At 66.7% G+C, this 15,786-nt stretch carries 16 protein-coding genes; 10 read left to right on the forward strand and 6 right to left on the reverse strand.

The annotated features are described in order from the left end of the window. Positions 1-86 precede the first annotated feature (86 nt). Positions 87-560 (reverse strand): MarR family winged helix-turn-helix transcriptional regulator, encoded by a 474-nt coding sequence (locus tag AC1DC5_RS04710; protein ID WP_476864367.1) that lies wholly within the window; start codon positions 558-560, stop codon positions 87-89. 122 nt (positions 561-682) lie between these two features. Here AC1DC5_RS04710 and AC1DC5_RS04715 point away from each other — a divergent pair, with 122 nt between their 5' ends. From AC1DC5_RS04715 to AC1DC5_RS04735, 5 genes are all read left to right on the forward strand, one after another. Next, positions 683-1,858: a zinc-dependent alcohol dehydrogenase gene (locus AC1DC5_RS04715; protein ID WP_476864368.1), complete on the forward strand. Its 1,176-nt coding sequence runs from the start codon at positions 683-685 to the stop codon at positions 1,856-1,858. Positions 1,859-1,898: 40 nt separating this feature from the next. After that, entirely contained in the window at positions 1,899-2,132 is a 234-nt protein-coding gene (locus tag AC1DC5_RS04720; protein WP_476864369.1) for a DUF6480 family protein, read from the forward strand. A 146-nt stretch (positions 2,133-2,278) separates the two neighbouring features. After that, a complete protein-coding gene (locus tag AC1DC5_RS04725) occupies positions 2,279-3,088 on the forward strand; it encodes an IclR family transcriptional regulator (RefSeq protein ID WP_476864370.1) in 810 nt (269 codons plus the stop codon). Positions 3,089-3,148: 60 nt separating this feature from the next. Then, positions 3,149-4,339, forward strand: a complete 1,191-nt coding sequence (locus AC1DC5_RS04730; protein ID WP_476864371.1) for a 4-hydroxybenzoate 3-monooxygenase — start codon at positions 3,149-3,151, stop codon at positions 4,337-4,339. A 118-nt stretch (positions 4,340-4,457) separates the two neighbouring features. Then, positions 4,458-5,273 (forward strand): CPBP family glutamic-type intramembrane protease, encoded by an 816-nt coding sequence (locus tag AC1DC5_RS04735; protein ID WP_476864372.1) that lies wholly within the window; start codon positions 4,458-4,460, stop codon positions 5,271-5,273. A 38-nt stretch (positions 5,274-5,311) separates the two neighbouring features. Here the strand turns inward: AC1DC5_RS04735 and AC1DC5_RS04740 are convergent, their stop codons facing one another. From AC1DC5_RS04740 to AC1DC5_RS04760, 5 genes are all read right to left on the reverse strand, one after another. Beyond that, positions 5,312-5,926, reverse strand: coding sequence for a TetR/AcrR family transcriptional regulator (locus AC1DC5_RS04740; RefSeq protein WP_476864373.1), 615 nt, complete (start codon positions 5,924-5,926; stop codon positions 5,312-5,314). A 106-nt stretch (positions 5,927-6,032) separates the two neighbouring features. After that, positions 6,033-7,247 (reverse strand): NAD(P)/FAD-dependent oxidoreductase, encoded by a 1,215-nt coding sequence (locus AC1DC5_RS04745; protein ID WP_476864374.1) that lies wholly within the window; start codon positions 7,245-7,247, stop codon positions 6,033-6,035. Next, complete coding sequence (locus AC1DC5_RS04750; RefSeq protein ID WP_476864375.1) at positions 7,244-7,438, reverse strand: ferredoxin; 195 nt, start codon at positions 7,436-7,438, stop codon at positions 7,244-7,246. The genes AC1DC5_RS04745 and AC1DC5_RS04750 overlap by 4 nt, the downstream gene beginning before the upstream one ends. After that, on the reverse strand, positions 7,435-8,607 hold the full coding sequence (locus tag AC1DC5_RS04755; protein WP_476864376.1) for a cytochrome P450: 1,173 nt from the start codon (positions 8,605-8,607) through the stop codon (positions 7,435-7,437). Before AC1DC5_RS04755 ends, AC1DC5_RS04750 begins: the two co-directional genes overlap by 4 nt. A 41-nt stretch (positions 8,608-8,648) precedes the next feature. After that, positions 8,649-10,370 (reverse strand): MFS transporter, encoded by a 1,722-nt coding sequence (locus tag AC1DC5_RS04760; RefSeq protein ID WP_476864377.1) that lies wholly within the window; start codon positions 10,368-10,370, stop codon positions 8,649-8,651. Positions 10,371-10,678: 308 nt separating this feature from the next. On the opposite strand from AC1DC5_RS04760, the gene AC1DC5_RS04765 reads away from it, so the two are divergent. From AC1DC5_RS04765 to AC1DC5_RS04785, 5 genes are all read left to right on the forward strand, one after another. Further along, positions 10,679-11,689, forward strand: coding sequence for a phosphotriesterase family protein (locus tag AC1DC5_RS04765; protein WP_476864378.1), 1,011 nt, complete (start codon positions 10,679-10,681; stop codon positions 11,687-11,689). Positions 11,690-11,733: 44 nt separating this feature from the next. Then, a complete protein-coding gene (locus tag AC1DC5_RS04770; RefSeq protein WP_441404842.1) occupies positions 11,734-12,696 on the forward strand; it encodes a phosphotriesterase family protein in 963 nt (320 codons plus the stop codon). A gap of 78 nt (positions 12,697-12,774) precedes the next feature. Further along, positions 12,775-13,899: an FAD-dependent monooxygenase gene (locus AC1DC5_RS04775; RefSeq protein ID WP_476864379.1), complete on the forward strand. Its 1,125-nt coding sequence runs from the start codon at positions 12,775-12,777 to the stop codon at positions 13,897-13,899. Between the two features lie 4 nt (positions 13,900-13,903). Next, positions 13,904-14,836: an alpha/beta hydrolase gene (locus tag AC1DC5_RS04780; protein WP_476864380.1), complete on the forward strand. Its 933-nt coding sequence runs from the start codon at positions 13,904-13,906 to the stop codon at positions 14,834-14,836. Beyond that, on the forward strand, positions 14,833-15,774 hold the full coding sequence (locus tag AC1DC5_RS04785; protein ID WP_476864381.1) for an MBL fold metallo-hydrolase: 942 nt from the start codon (positions 14,833-14,835) through the stop codon (positions 15,772-15,774). Before AC1DC5_RS04780 ends, AC1DC5_RS04785 begins: the two co-directional genes overlap by 4 nt. The last annotated feature ends 12 nt before the right edge of the window (positions 15,775-15,786 follow it).

Raw genomic sequence — 15,786 nt, forward strand, 5'->3', positions numbered from 1 at the left:
TGTTTCCACCCTTCAAAGTACTAATACTTATGCAAGTATAACTACCATCGAGCCCTGCTGAAGGACGGTTTGGGCGGTGAGGTGCGCTACTCGGGCTCGGCGAGAAGCGAGGCGAGGCGCTGCAGGGCCGGCAGGCTGGCGGCGATCTGCTCGCGTTCTTCGGGCAGCAGGCGTGAACTCGCGGCGGCCAGGGCGTCTGCCCAGGCGCCTTCAAGGAGCGCTTTGACCCGCTGGGATTCCGGCGTGGGGTGGAGGGCGACATAGCGCTTGTCGGCGGCGTCGCGGGTGCGCGTAACAAGGCCGGCGGCGACCAGTTCCCGCAGCTGGACACTGACGTTGCTGAACTGCCGGCCAAGCCGGGCGGCGACTTCCGCGACAGTGATGCCCGGGTGGCTTTCGATGACGCGAAGGATCTCCAGCACGCCGTTGGACAGCGGCCGGACGCCGGTGTCATTGAGCGATTTCCGGCGGATATCGGCGGAAATGTCGATCACGGAGACGGCCAGGGCGCGGTGGTCCACAGCCTTCACCGGTCCTTCGTCTGCGCGAACACTTTCCATTCCATAAGCATAGGCGTCGGTGCCGCCCGCGGGTCGGGCAGCCTTCCCATCGAAGCGAAGACAGGCAATAATCAGATTGGTCAGCATACTTATCAATTCCAACAGCAACTGAAGGAGCGGGCATGAGGGCACTTACCTGGCAGGGGAAACGGTCGGTCAGCGTGGAGGAGGTTCCGGATCCGGTAATCCAGGAACCGACGGACGCCATCGTGAAGATCACCTCATCGGCGATCTGCGGTTCAGACCTTCACCTGTACGAGGTGCTCGGGCCGTATATGAAGTCCGGCGACATCCTGGGCCACGAGCCCATGGGGGTTGTCCAGGAGGTGGGGTCCGGAGTCATGAACCTCAAGCCCGGCGACAGGGTTGTTATCCCGTTTAACATTTCCTGCGGCCACTGCTGGATGTGCAAACAGGGCCTGCAGTCCCAGTGTGAGACAACCCAGGTCCACGCGCACAACAGCGGGGCGAGCCTGTTCGGATTCTCCGAGCTCTACGGGTCGGTCCCCGGCGGCCAAGCAGAATACCTGCGCGTGCCGCACGCCGACTACGGACCGGTCAAGGTGGGGCAGGAACTGCCCGACGAGCGGTACCTCTACCTTTCGGATATCCTCCCAACCGCCTGGCAGGGCGTGAAGTACGCCGACGTGCCCGCCGGCGGGACGCTGGCCGTCTTCGGCCTCGGACCGGTGGGGCAGTTCGCCAGCCGGGTGGGCCGGCACCTCGGCCACCGGGTCATCGCCGTCGAACCCGTACCGGAACGCCGCCGCATGGCCGAGCGGCACGGAGTGGAAACGATCGATTTCACCAAGGACGTCGGTGACCAGCTTCGCGACATGACCGACGGAAGGGGCCCCGACGCAGTGGTCGACGCCGTCGGCATGGAAGCGCACAATTCGCCCGTCGGCGCTTTTGCACAGAACGCGGTGGGCCTCCTGCCCGACGCCCTGGCCAAGAAGGCCATGGAGACCGCGGGCGTCGACCGGATGACGGTCCTCCATGCCGCCATCGACTCCGTGCGCCGGGGTGGGACCGTCTCGCTGAGCGGCGTGTACGGCGGCACAGCCAGCCCCATGCCGCTGCTCAGCATGTTCGACAAGCAGATCCAGCTTCGGATGGGCCAGTGCAACGTCCGCCGGTGGACGGACGAACTTCTCCCGCTCGTGGAAGATCCCGCCGACCCGCTTGGCGTCATGGACCTCAAAACCCACGAGGTCTCCCTCGACGGCGCCGCAGCCGCCTATGAGATCTTCCAGAAAAAGGAAGACGGCTGCATCAAGGTGGTCCTGAAGCCATAGCTGGAAGATACCGCCGGAACGACCCACGAAAGGCAGAAATGTGAGCAGCTACCATCCTGAAAATGACCCGGCCAATCCGGATCCGCCGAAGCCGGCGGACCGCGCAGAGCGCCCGGGCGCGCGCGGCGACGGCGCTGCAGACCCGGCCTCCTCGGCCAACCCGGATCCGCTCAGCGGGAAGATCACCGGGCTGGAACCCGGCGGAGGAGTGCCTCCGGGAGAGACCCCGCCGGCCGAGGACCAGATGAGCCGCGACCAGGGGCACGAGGAATAAACAGTCCGTCGGGTTCGGGTGCGGCGGCAGCTGCCGCAGAAAGCGGAATGCCGCTCCCCGGCCCCGGCGCATGACCCTTGGAGAGCCCGGAGAGCCGTCCGGGCACGTAGAGTGGCAGCAGAATCCATTCAACGGAAGTGACGGCCATGGCTAATTCAGGCACCGGCGACTCGGTGGTGGACCGTGTGGTCCGGGTGATCGCAGCGTTCCCGGAGGGGGTCACCGTGCTGCCGCTCTCCGAGCTTGCGGACCGGGCCGACCTGCCGCTGAGCACGGCCCACCGGCTGGTCCGGCAGCTCGCCGGCCACGGGCTCTTGGAGCTGGGCAGCGGCGGGTCGGTCCGGCTGGGCCTGCGCCTGTGGGAGCTGGTCAACCGGAATTCGCCCACCCTGGCCCTCCGCCAGGCGGCCATCCCTTTTATGGAGGACATCCAGCAGGTACTCAACCAGAACGTGAACCTCGCCGTGCTGGAGGGCGGGGAGGCGCTGTTTGTCGAGCGACTGTCCCGCCGCGGCTCTGTGACGAACCGGGCCCGGGTGGCGGGCCGGATGCCGGTGCACCTGTCCTCCGTCGGGCTGGCACTGATGGCCAATCAGCCGTCCGCTGTGCAGGCGAATTACGTGCGGCAGTTCCACGATCCCGCCGGGAAGGTGCAGCCGGAGGAAATCCGCGCCCTGCTGGACGAGGCGGCCGGCCTGGGCTTCGCGCAGCTGGCCGGCGTCGTGGATCCGGACACGTGGGGCATCGCTGTACCGGTGCGCGACGCGGGAAACCGGACTGTGGCGGCGCTCGGCGTCGTCGTTCCCCTGCGGGAGATGCGGCTCCAGGCGCTGGTTCCGGCCCTGCAGACCGCCGCCCGCGGAATTGGGCGGCAGCTGCAGGTTCCGGAACCTGCCATGCATTCTATTCAACGGAATCCGAGTAACCCACCTCACGTGTCCGGGCGCACACTGTAGCCAGCACCCACCCGGCCCGGCCACCCCGCAGTCCGGCACCGCAATGAAGCGAGGACACCCATGGCAAGCCGCAAAGTCATCACCACCCAGGTCGCCATCATCGGCGCCGGCCCGGCGGGCCTGATGCTCTCGCACCTGCTGGCCAGGCAGGGCATCGAATCCACCGTGATCGAGATCCGCAGCCACCGGGAAATCTCCGAAACCGTCCGCGCGGGCATCCTGGAACACGGCTCCGTGAACCTGCTCGTGGACAGCGGCGTCTCGGACCGGGTACTGCGCGACGGCGACCGCCACGACGGCATCGAACTGCGCTTCAACGGGGAGAGCCACCGGATCGACTTCCAGGACCTCGTCGGCGAGTCCGTCTGGCTCTACCCCCAGACCGACGTGTTCCTCGACCTCGCCGCACGGCGCCGGGCCGACGGCGGCGACGTGCGCTACAGCGTCACCGGCACCACGATCCACGACCTCGAGGGCAAGCCGAAGGTCTGGTTCACCGACGCCGACGGCGTGGACTGGGAGCTGCAGGCGGACTTCATCGCCGGCGCCGACGGCTCGCGCAGCCACAGCCGCTTCCAGATCCCCGAAGCCCGGCGCAAGTGGTACTTCCACGAATATCCCTTCGCCTGGTTCGGGATCCTGGCCGAAGCCCCGCGCAGCTCCGAGGAACTGATCTACGCCAACTCCGGGAACGGCTTTGCCCTGATCAGCCAGCGGACCGAGACCGTCCAACGGATGTACTTCCAGTGCGACCCGGACGAGGACGTCAACAACTGGAGCGAGGACCGGATCTGGGACACCTTCCGCAGCCGGGTCAACGGCAACGGCTTCGAACTCAAGGAGGGCCCGGTCATCGACAAGACCGTCCTGAAGTTCCGCAGCTTCGTGCACACCCCGATGCGCCACGGCAAGCTGTTCCTCGCCGGCGACGCCGCCCACACCGTCCCGCCGACCGGGGCCAAGGGCTTGAACCTGGCCCTGCACGACGTCAAGGTCCTCTTTGAAGGCCTCGACAGCTTCTACAAGACCGGAAACACCGCACTCCTGGATGCCTACAGCCACAACGCACTGGACCGGGTCTGGAAGGCCCAGCAGTTCTCCTACTGGTTGACCTCCATGCTCCACACCCCGGCCGACGGCGACGACTTCGCCCGCGCCCGCCAGCTCGGCGAACTCAACTCGGTGGTGTCGTCCCGCCACGGCCGCGCCTACCTCGCCGAGGCCTATACCGGCTGGCCCGGCGCGCACTGACATTTCCTGCGTTAGTTCCTGAGCCGGAACGAGCCCGGCAAGGGAGACGACGGCGGCACCCCACGTGCGCTTTCCGGCTACCGATGCGTGCCGTCGTCGGCACTGACATGCTGGTGGGGTGCAATCGATCTCGACGGACGCTCCCCGCACCGCGCTCAGCTGGAAGCTGGTGCCCGCGGCGCTTGTCTCGGTGTCCGGCGTGGTGCTGTTTGGCGCAGAAAATCACCTTGGCTACGGAATTCTTGCCCTGGGCCTGGTCACTGCAGCTTTCATCGACGGCGCGTTGCTGCGGCATCTCGCGCTGATCGCGGCGGGCATGGTCATCATCAGCGCGGTCCCGCTGAACGCTGACCTGAGCACGCAGCACATCGTCCTCATGGGCGGCGCCCTCGCCTTGGCCGTACTCGTGCCATGGCTGGTATCGCGGTTCGTCTACGGCGAGAGAATCATCCGGTTTCCGGTGAAAACCGGCCGGAAATGGCCGCTGACCGCAAAGCTGTACCTGGCCGGCGTCGTACTGCTCGGCTACTTCATTCTGCCCGCGTACCTGATCCGCACCGGGGTCTACCAAAACTGGCCGGACGCCACCGACCCGGCCATCTTTTGGCGGCTCTTCCTCGGAGTGAACGCCGTCGGTATCTGGGACGAGCTGTTCTTCATCTGCACTACGTTCACGCTGCTCCGGCAACACTTTCCGGACTGGCTGGCCAACATCCTGCAGGCCGTGATTTTCTCGTCATTCCTGTGGGAGATCGGCTACCAGTCTTGGGGGCCGCTGCTGACGTTCCCGTTTGCGCTGCTGCAGGGCTACACATTCAAGCTGACGAAGTCCCTCACCTACGTTGTGGCTGTGCACCTGACGTTCGACTTCGTCCTGTTCCTCGCGCTGGTCCACGCACACAACCGCGACTGGCTGCCGATCTTCCTGTACTGAGCACGCACCGGACGGCAAGGACTACGGGCGGTTCACTCTTAGCCTTCGTCGCAGAGCAGGTGGTACCAGCTGTCGGCGAGCACTTCGAGCGCGTGGTCGCGGTTTGGCTCGAGTTTGCGTCGCGTCCACAGCGTGGCGACGTAGTCGAGCTGGGTGAACGCGAGCGTTCCCCGGATGTGGTGCGTCTCCTGCGAGAAGCGGCCGGCCAGCTGCATGCCGCGGACGATGTCGGAGATGACCTCCTCATGCCACCCGCGGACCAACGCCCGCACCTCGCGGTCGACGGCGGCAGCCTCGTCGAGCACGTCGAGGTAAGGGCGGAAGACCGGCCAGAGCGCAGCGCGCGTCTCGAGCCAGGCAAGGATGCCTTCCAGCTCACCGCCACGGACGACGTCGACGAGCCCGGCGGCGGTGGTCGCCAGGCCGGGGCCATCCGCGCGGTCGAGCACGGCGTTCACCCGCGCCATGAAGTCCCTCATCAGGTCAGCACGCGTGGGGTAGTGCGCATAGAAGGTCGCCCGGGTTGTCCCGGCCGCCACGGCGATCTCGTCGATCGTCGTCGCAGCGTAGCCCTTCCCGGTAAAGAGTTCGAGCGCCCGGTCGATGATCATGTCGCGGGTCAGCTGCTTCTGGGCCTCTCGCAGTGACGACATGAGCCAATCCTATCCATGGTGTGCGGTTCTTGCCCGGCGGAAGAGCAAGGATGCGCTAAGGCAAGCCACCGGACATGCTGTAAAGCAAGCTGCGCGCAGCCGCGCATCAGACGGTCACGGGCGCTGCCGGGCGGAGCGCTCCCGGGCCGGCGTCCGCCAGTCGGCGCAGTTTCGGAATGGGGATCCTGTAATTGACCGCAGCGGCAGTTCCGGAGCCGTCCTGGTTCTCCCAGCGCAGCAGCACCGACTCAGGGCCGTTGCCCGGCTCGCAGTGGTCGGGGGCGCCGGCCACGGGGGTGAAGCCGACCGACTTGAGCGACAGGCCGAAGCCCTCCGTCCAGAAATACGGCTGGAAGTTGAGCTCGGGCGCCGCATCGCCTTGGAGCAGGCCGACGGCAGCGACCTTGGCTTGGTCGATGGCGCTGGTCCACAGGGGCACGCGTTGCAGCCCGCGGGCAGTCGGTAAGAACGCCACGTCGCCGGCGGCAACAATCTCCGGCCGGAGCCGGCCGCGGGTGTCCACCCGCAGCGAGCCGTCGACCAGGAGCTTGGAGCCGGCCAGCCATTCGATGTTTGGCTCGTCGCCGATGGCCGTGACGACCAGATCCGCTTCGAGCTCGGTGCCGTCGGCCAGGACAACTCTGGACCCGGCACCGTGATCGACCAGGCGGGCCTTGCCGCCGCGGACCACCCGGAGTCCGCGGCGGATGGCAGCGTCGGTGAAGAGCCCGGCCAGATGGTCACCCAGCTGGCCGGACAGCGGCTTGGCGTCGGCGACGAGGGTGACCTCGCAGCCCATGTGCAGGCATCCCGACGCGACCTCCATGCCGAGCGGTCCGCCGCCAATCACGATGACCGTGGGGCGCGACGCGACGCGTTCCTTGAGGAGTACCGCATCCTCGATGGTGCGCAGGGTGAGCTCCCGGGGCGGGCCGTCCCCCTGCGTTCCTCCTGGCCCTGGTCCCGCGGCGAGGCGCTTCGCCCGGGATCCGGAGGCGATGACAAGGCCGTCATACGGCAGCTCACCGCCCCCGTCGAGGCGGACCAGGCGGGCGTCGACGTCGAGACCCGTGGCGCTGATCCCGAGCAGCTCGGCCGCGTTGTGGCTCGGCTCGGGCAGCTCATGAGCCTGGAGATCGCCGACGCCGCTCCCATCACCACCGTGCAACAGCGCCTTCGACAGGGCCGGGCGGCTGTAGGGATGGTGGCGCTCGGCACCCACGACCGTCAGCTCACCGTCGAAGCCGGCCGAGCGGAGCGAGTCACAGGCAGTGAGGCCGGCGATGCCATTGCCCACCACCACTATCCTGCGCATCGTCATGCCGCCGCCAGCCGCAGCGCGGCTACCGGGCAGACCCTGACCGCCGCCTTCGCGGCATCAAGCCCGGAACCGTCCACCTCCGGCACATCGATGACCAGTTCGCCGTCGTCATCCAGGTGCATCAGTCCAGGTGCCGCTTCCTCGCACAGACCGTGTCCCTCGCAGCGCGGCCGGTCCAGTTCGATCCTCATGCTGCCACCACCTTTTCGACCTGGAGCTTCTCGAAGCTCCGGGTCATGTTGCTGGGTTCGCGGAGCTCGTCGGAGATGGTCATGGATTCCACCCGGCGGGCCAGCGCCTCGATGATTGCATGCGCTTCAAGCTTTGCCAGACCCTGGCCGGCGCAGCCGTGCGGTCCATAGCCGAAGGCGAGGTGGTCGACCGGGTTGCGGAGCACATCAAAGGTGTCGGGGTTCTCGTAGTGCCGCGGGTCGCGGTTGCCGGCGCCAAAGAGGATGCCCACCTGGGCGCCTGCAGGAATGGTGACGCCGTCGATTTGCACATCACGTGTTGCTTTGCGGCCCCACACGTGGATCGGTGCCCAATAGCGCAGCACCTCGGCGAAAGCCGCCGGGACGAGCTCCGGGTTCTCCCGGACCAGCTTGAACTGTTCCGGGTGGTGTCCGAACAGGGCGATGATGTTCCCGATGGACGCGATGGTCGTGTCGACACCCGCCCCCAGATACTGGTGGATGATGTGCCCGGCAGTTCCCTGGGGAATCTCCCCCCGCGTCTCGGCGTCAAAGATGCCGCGGCCGATTGAGCCGGGCGCGAGGTCCTCGGCGGTGACCGTGGAGCACCAACCGTAGAGCTCGCCGGCAATCGGGAAGTTCTCCTGGGTGCGCTGGTTCAGCGGGCCAAGGACCTGCATCGCGGCCTGGCCCCAACGCAGCATGTTGTCCCTGACGTGGCCGCTGAACCCAATGAGGTCGGCCACGATCTCGATCGGGAAGGCGCGGGCCAGCGAGTCGACGGCCTCGAAGCTGCCACTGGCGGCGAGCTCGGCGACGAGCTTGTCCGCCTTCTCGTCGATGGTGACTTTGAGGCCGCGGAGGGCGCGGGGGGTGAGGTTCTGGGACAGCGTGGCGCGGAGCTGCGTGTGAGTGGGCGGGTCGGAGGCCAGCGAGGTGCCCTGCAGCGCCTCGTTCACCATGGGGTTGAAACCGATGCTGGTGGACGAGAAGGTTTCCGGGTCCCCCAGTGCGTCGCGGATGGCGTCGTAGCGCGTCAGGACGTACAGGTCGTTTTTTGGCAGGTGGACGACGGCGGCCTGCTCACGCAGCGCGGCGTAGGTGGGATACGGGTCGACGAGGATGTCGTCGTTCCAGATGTCGATGTCTGATTCGAGGGGTGCAGTCACGGTGTTCTCCTTGCGGATGGTTGGGGTCGGGACGTGCCGTCTTAGACGGCAGCCTCGACGTTCGTTTCAGTCGTATCCGCGACGGCATCGGACTTGGGTGCCGACGACCGTGCGGAGATGAAGAGGGTAAGAATGGCGGAGAGGACCGCCGCGATGCCCGCGGTGAGGTACACAGCCTGGAACCCCTGGCCCAGCGAGGTCCCTGCCACGCCCTGGATCTGCGGTTGTGCGGCGTTGAGGGCCTGGACCATGCCGTCGACGGCAGGGGCGGGTGCGCCTCCGGCCACTGCCTGGCCGGTGAACTGGGCGATGACGCCGTCCCAGCCGGCGAGGAAGCCCAGCGGCGGCACGTTCGCCAGCCCGCTGACGGCCTCTGCGGGGAGTCCCGCCCCGCCGAGGATCCCGGCAAGGGGACCCGCGAAGGCCGTCGCTCCGATGCCGAAGGCGATGGCTGAGCCGACAACGGGGCCGAGGGCGAAGCCGAGGTCGCGAAGGAGGTTCGTCGTCGCCGAAGCCATGCCGATCTGCTGGGGCGGGACGGTGTTGATGGCAACGGCGGTGACGGAGCCGACGGTGAGGGCGAATCCGATACCGAGCACCAGAAGCGGCGGGATGAAGGCTGTCCAGGGGGTGCCGCCGAAGGCCTCCGGAGTGCCGAGGGCGAATGTCGAGAGCCAGAAACCGGAGACGGCCATGAGTGCGAAGCCCGCGGTGAGTACCCAGCGCGGGGCCACGTGGTGAATGAGCCATCCCACAACCGGGATGAAGGCGAATGCGGGACCCTGGATGAAGACGAAGAGCACACCGATCTTCCAGGTCTCGGCAAGGGCGAGGCCGCTGACGGCGACGCTCGTGCTGAAGCAGATCGCGAGGAAGGCGAACATGCCCGTGACCGCCACTATGCCCGTGATCGAGTAGGCGCTGTTCTTGAACAGCGAAAGGTGGATCAGCGGCTGCGCGGTGCGTGATTCGATGACGACGAAGGCGACCAGGAGGATTCCGCCGACAACGTAGCTTGCAATCACCTGGGCGCTGCCGAAGCCTGCATCCACCGCTGTCACGGTGGCGTAGAGGACGGCGATAAGGCCGAGCGCGAGCGTAATCTGGCCGGGCAGGTCCAGTTTGCGCCCCTCCCCCGCCGCCGAGTCCTTCGCCCGGAGCGCGACGATGAGAACGAGCACGGCGACGGCGGCCGCAACCAAGTAGGCCGCCCGCCAGCCGCTGAACGCGTTCGGTGCGCCCGGAGCAACACCCGGCACGGTGAAGAACTGCGCCGTGAAACCTGCGAGCACCGGGGAGATCACCGCGCCGAGGGACAGGAACCCTGCCCAAGTTGCGATGACCTTCGCCCGTGCCCGGTGGTCCGGCGTGATCGCCGCGATCATGGAAAGCGAAATGGGGAACAGGATGCCCGCCCCGATGCCGCCGACCGCCTGCGCGAAGATCATCATTTCGGTGGTCTGCGCCAGCGCGGCCAGCACGGAGCCGACAACGCTGACAGCAGCGCCGACGTAGAGCAACTTCTTGCGCCCGAACACGTCACCCAGGAGGCCCCAGCTGAGCTCGAACACAACGATGCCCATCAGGAACATGCCGGCAATCCAGGTCAGGCCAGCCCCCGAGGTGTGGAATTCCACAGCAAACGTGCCGCTGAGGGCTCCTGGCAGGGCGTTGGTGATTTGGGCAAGCGTGACCGCGCTGTAGGCGGCTACGAAGGTGGCGCGTACCGAGCCTCGGCTCGACACCTTAATGGTTTGACTCATCGATGAAACTCCTTTGTTTCCGGTCGATCCTCCGGCGTTTCGCCAGGGCTGGTGCCCCACCGGGGCCAGCCCCGGGCTGAGCCGGTGGTAGATGTGGCTTTCAACACATTGTGGCCATTAGATTTACAGAGTGTCAAGAGTATTAACGAACTGTTGGACTTGTGGGCGACAAGAAGGTTCATAAATGTACGTCACGTATATTTGCTTGACACTGTGTATAGAAATATGTGACGCTGACTACACCGCAACGGGGCGACGCCGGCACAGTCAAGCTCCGCATTCAGCACCGATCTTCAAGGGAGAAGCCCGTGAGTTCCACCCCACCCGTCGCCACCGGTGATACGTTCCACCCCCCGACCCAACAAACCGTCAATACGGTCCTTGGGCCCATCCCAGCTTCCGAACTGGGTGTGGTTGCCGTCCACGAGGCGCTGCTGTCGGTGGTGCCCGGGGCCCAGTACGCCCCGGACATCTCCATGGACCGGGCGGAGATCTTCGAGATCCTGGCCGGCAAGCTGACAGGTTTCCGCGAGCACGGCGGGCAAACGATTGTGGACAGCACGGGCATGTTCCACGGCCGCGACGTGAAACTGTACGAGGCGCTGTCGCGCTCTACCGGCGTGCACATCGTCGCCTCGACGGGCATGGGCCCGGAGGAAATGCTCGGCGGCTACTTCCTGACGCCGCAGACCAACCCGCCGACGCCGTGGCCCGCCGAGAGGTTCGCCGAACTCTTCAGCAGGGAAGTCACCGAGGGGATGGTGGTTCCGCGCGTTGAGCGGCGCGGCGCCGCCGGGCTGGTGACCACCACGGCCGACCGGGCCGGCATGACACCGACAGAGGAGAGCCTGTTCCGCGGTGCGGCCAGGACAGCCGTGAAGACCGGCGTCCCGGTGTCTATCCGGTTTGGTGCCGACGCGCTGCACGATCTCGACATCGTCCTGGCCGAAGAGCTCCCGGCCGACCGTGTCCTTGTCGGCGGCCTGGACCGCAAGGACGCTGACGGCGCTGCCCTCGAGGTGGCCCGCCGCGGAGCGTTCGTCGGCATCGACCACGTGGGCCTGAACGAGGACGCGGACTACCTCACCGACCAGGACCGGGCCGAACTGGTGCTCAAGCTCGTTGCGGCCGGCCACGCCGACAAGATCATCCTTTCGGGCAACTCGATCGGCGTGGCCAAGGGCCAGCCCGACTACGACTTGCCGTTCAGCCACGTCCTGTCCACGTTCGCACCCTTCCTCAAGGCCCAGGGCCTGAGCGACGAGGACGCCCGGCGCATCCTCGTGGACAACCCGCGCAACCTGCTGACCGTGCGCTAAGCACCCGTCGGCCCACACAAGCAATCTTCGAACCCCTGAGGTGAATGAACGAAATGACCAAGGTCAACACCGTGCTGGGAACCATCCCGGCCGAAGAACTGGAAATCGTGGCGGTCCACGAACACATCGGCTACGGCATGCCCGGATCCGAACTCGACACCACGTGGTGGAAGACCCCCGAGCAGGCCTATGAGGAGACCGTGCCGAAGCTGCGGAAATTCCGCGAATACGGCGGCGGGACCTTCGTGGACGCCACGGGCATCTGCAACGGCCGCGACGTGGACTACTACAAGTCCCTGTCCGCCAAGACAGGCGTGCACATTGTGGCCTGCACCGGATTCGTCGGCGGCGACACCGCCCTGCCGCATTTTTCCCGCGCAACCGTGGACTACCTCGCAAAAGTGTTCATTCACGAGATCACCGTCGGCATCGGCAACACCGGCGCCAAGGCCGGCGTCATCAAGGTCGGCGTGAGCCGCGGCGGACGCATGACGGACCTGGACAAGCGCATCTACCGGGCCGCGGCCCGCGCCGCCGTCGTCACCGGCGCACCGATCCTCACCCACCTGGCGATCGACCCCGAACCGGCAGTGAACATCTTCAATGAAGAGGGCCTCTCGCTGGACCGCGTGCTCTTCGGCCACGCCGACGACGGCCTCAACGCCCCGATCACCCCGCACGACTGGATTTACGAGCAGGGCGGCCGCATCGGCTTCGACACCTTCGGCTACGACCTCGAACTGCCCGATCCGCCGTTCTGGGGCCGCAAGCGCGCCGAACGCATGGGGCACTTCGTCAACCTCGTCAACAAGGGCTACGCGGACAAGCTCCTCGTCTCGGCCGACGCAAACTGCAGCCCGCTGGGCTGGCCGGGAGTAAAGGGCCACACCATCAACTACATCTTCGAGGACATGATCCCCGACATGCGCTCGGCCGGCATCGACGACGCCACAATCAAACTCCTGCTCGAGGACAATCCCGCCGACTTCCTCTCACTCAGCGCCTGACCCCGGTCAGGCCACCACCACTTACCCGTTCCCCAGACTTGGCCCGGGCCAAGTCAAAGCCAAGAAAGAGATGAATCCATGAAGGCTTCAGAAATCAAGAACCTCAAGATCGCCGTCATCGGCGCAGGTTACGGCGGCGCTGCGGCAGCCAAGGCCCTGAGCCTGCTCGGTGCAGACGTCAAGGTCTATGAGCAGGCTCCCCAGATGGGAGAGGTCGGCGCCGGCATCGGCCTGCGCCCCGCCACCATGGCCCGGTTCCGGCAGTGGGGGATCTACGACGCGATCGCCAAGGTGAGCTCGGCGAGTGACTACTTCGAGATCCTCACGGCCACCGGGGACCCGATCATGAAGGACACCTGGCCGGAGTCCGGCGACGAGAAGCAGACCTACCTCATCCACCGCCGCGACTTCATCGAGGCCCTTCTTAGCGTCCTGCCCGAGGGCATGGTGCAGCTTGGCCACAGGCTGGAGACCATCGAGGACAAGGGCGGCCACTCCGTTCTGACCTTTGCCAACGGCGAGACCGTCGAGGCCGACCTGGTGGTCGGTGCCGACGGCATCAAGTCCGTGGTGCGCGAGCAGCTGTTCAGCGACAAGGGCCCGGTGTTCTCCGGCGAGCACGCCTACCGCGTGGTGATCTCCGCCGACGACGCCCACGGCATGGTGGTTGACGACAACCTGAGGATGTACATGGGCAGGGGCACGAAGGTCTATCTCCTGCCGCTGCGCCACCGCAACCAGATGTCCTTCGACATCACCGCCCTGAACCCTGACGGCACCTGGGCGCCCGCGATCACCAAGGAAGAGCTCCTGAAGACTGTGGAAGGTTTCGACGAGCGGATCGTTGGGATCGCCCGCGGCCTGGACATGGACACTGTCAACATCCGCGCGGTCTACGACATCGATCCTGTTGACACCTGGCACACGGACTCGGTGGTCCTCATGGGCGATGCGGCCCACTCCATGCTGCACCACCAGGGGCAAGGCGCGAATTCCGCCATCGAGGACGCGGGAGCGCTGGCCGATGCGCTGGCCATGGCCGGCTCGGTGAAGGAGGCGCTGGCCCGGTTCCAGGCGACGCGCAAGCCGGTCACGGACGAGCTGCAGCGCATCTCGCGCCAGGGCTGGTCCGAAGAAGAGGTCAACGACGTCTTCCCGGGTCAGAAGCCCTCGTCCCAGCAGCCCGCCGCGGCGAAGGCGTAACGCCATGACAATCCATCCCGAAATCGCCAAGATCCTGGCAACTCTGCCGACACCTGACGGGTCGCCCCTGGATCCGGCGGCCATGCGCGTCGGCGAGGCCGCCCAGGCCGCCCCGCTCGCGGACCGGCTGCCGCTGCACGCGGTCGAGGACCTGACGGCGGCGACGCCATCCGGCGACGTTCCCGTGCGGATCTACACCCCGGTCGAGGCCGACACCTACGGGGTGCTGGTCTACTTCCACGGCGGCGCGTTCTTCCTGGGCAGCCTGGACACCCATGACCACGTGGCGCGGGCGCTGGCCAGGGAAACCGGCCACAAGGTCATCTCCGTCGGCTACAGTCTTGCCCCCGAGTCGGTTTTCCCGGCCGGGCTCGACGACTGCTACGGCGTGGTCCGCTGGGCCGCCGAACAGGGTGCCGCCCTGAAGTGGGACGGGGAGAACCTCGCCATTGCCGGTGACAGCTCGGGCGGCAACTTCGTCGCTGCAGTCGCCGCGAAGGCCCACGATGACGGGTTCTTTGCGATCACGCACCAGGTCCTGTTCTACCCGTCGCTGGACCTGGACTTCGACGTCGACCGCTATGCCTCACTGCGGGAGAACGCTGAAGGCTATGGTCTGGAGACGGCGGGCCTGCTGCCGTTCAACTCGTTCTACTTCAAGAGCGGAGCGGATCCGGCAGATCCGCTCGTCTCCCCCCTCAAGCGCGGTGACCTCGCAGGACTGCCGCCCGCACTGGTGATCACGGCCGAGCACGACCCGCTGCGCGACGAGGGCGAACTCTACGGCCGGCGCCTCACGGACGCCGGCGTGGACACAACGGTCAGCCGCTACGAGGGAGCCAACCACGGCTTCGTCCAGAACTTCTCCTGGATCCCCGAGTTCTACCGGGCCTTCCAGGAGACGGGTGAATTCCTGAACGCGGGGGCCGCGCAATGACGGAGTCCGTCGGTATACATCCGCTGGTTTCGCCGTGGGGCCGGTTCGGCCTGTACAGCTTCTTCATCGACTCCCCCGAACCGGCCATCGTCGACACCGGGATCGCCTCGTCTCCCGCTGAAGGCATGGTCCCCGCGCTGGAGAAGCTGGGCCGGCGCATCGAGGATGTGCGCTGGATCCTGCTGACCCACGGCCACATCGACCACCTCGGCGGCGCGCACGCGCTTTGGGAGCTCACGGGCCGGCGCGCCAAGGTCGTGATCCATGAGGCCGACGCGCACCTGCTGCGTTCCCGGCGCGCGCACGTCGACCAGTACGTGGACGTGCGCCAGCAGTACCTCAACAACCCGGACGCCGTCGAGGAGCAGACGAAGGCGGCGGACCACGTCATCTCGGGCGAGATGGAGCCGACGATGCTGGTCAAGGGCGGCGAGACGCTGTCCCTGGGCGGGGACGTCACCGTCTCCGTGCACCACATCCCGGGCCATACGGCCGGCTCCGTGGCCTACGTCGTGGACGGGCAGCAGTCGGTCTTCGTCGGCGACGCCGTCCAGATCCACGGGGCCGCCAACGGCTTCCCCGGCTACGAGAATCCTGCCGCCTACCGGGCGAGCCTGCAGTACCTGCGCGACGAGGTCCGCCCGCAGCACCTGTATCTCGGCCACCCGTACAGAGGCGCGGACGGCGTGCCGTCCGGCGTCGAACTGGACCGGAAGACGGCCCGGAACGCCCTGCAGGAAAGCCTGGACCTTGAGGCCCGGATCGGCGACGCCGCCGGCCGCTACCTGCACGAGGGCCTGCAGGAGACGGACTCGGTTTACTCCCCGTTCGCCTCCGTGGCTGAGGAGCTCGGCTACACGGGCGACCCCACGCTGGAGCCCTCCCCGTTCTTCACGACGCTGCACGGCTACCGCACGCAGATCAACCTGATGTCCTAACAGAGGAGCCTT

This window comes from Arthrobacter sp. 10L424 (assembly GCF_056395325.1).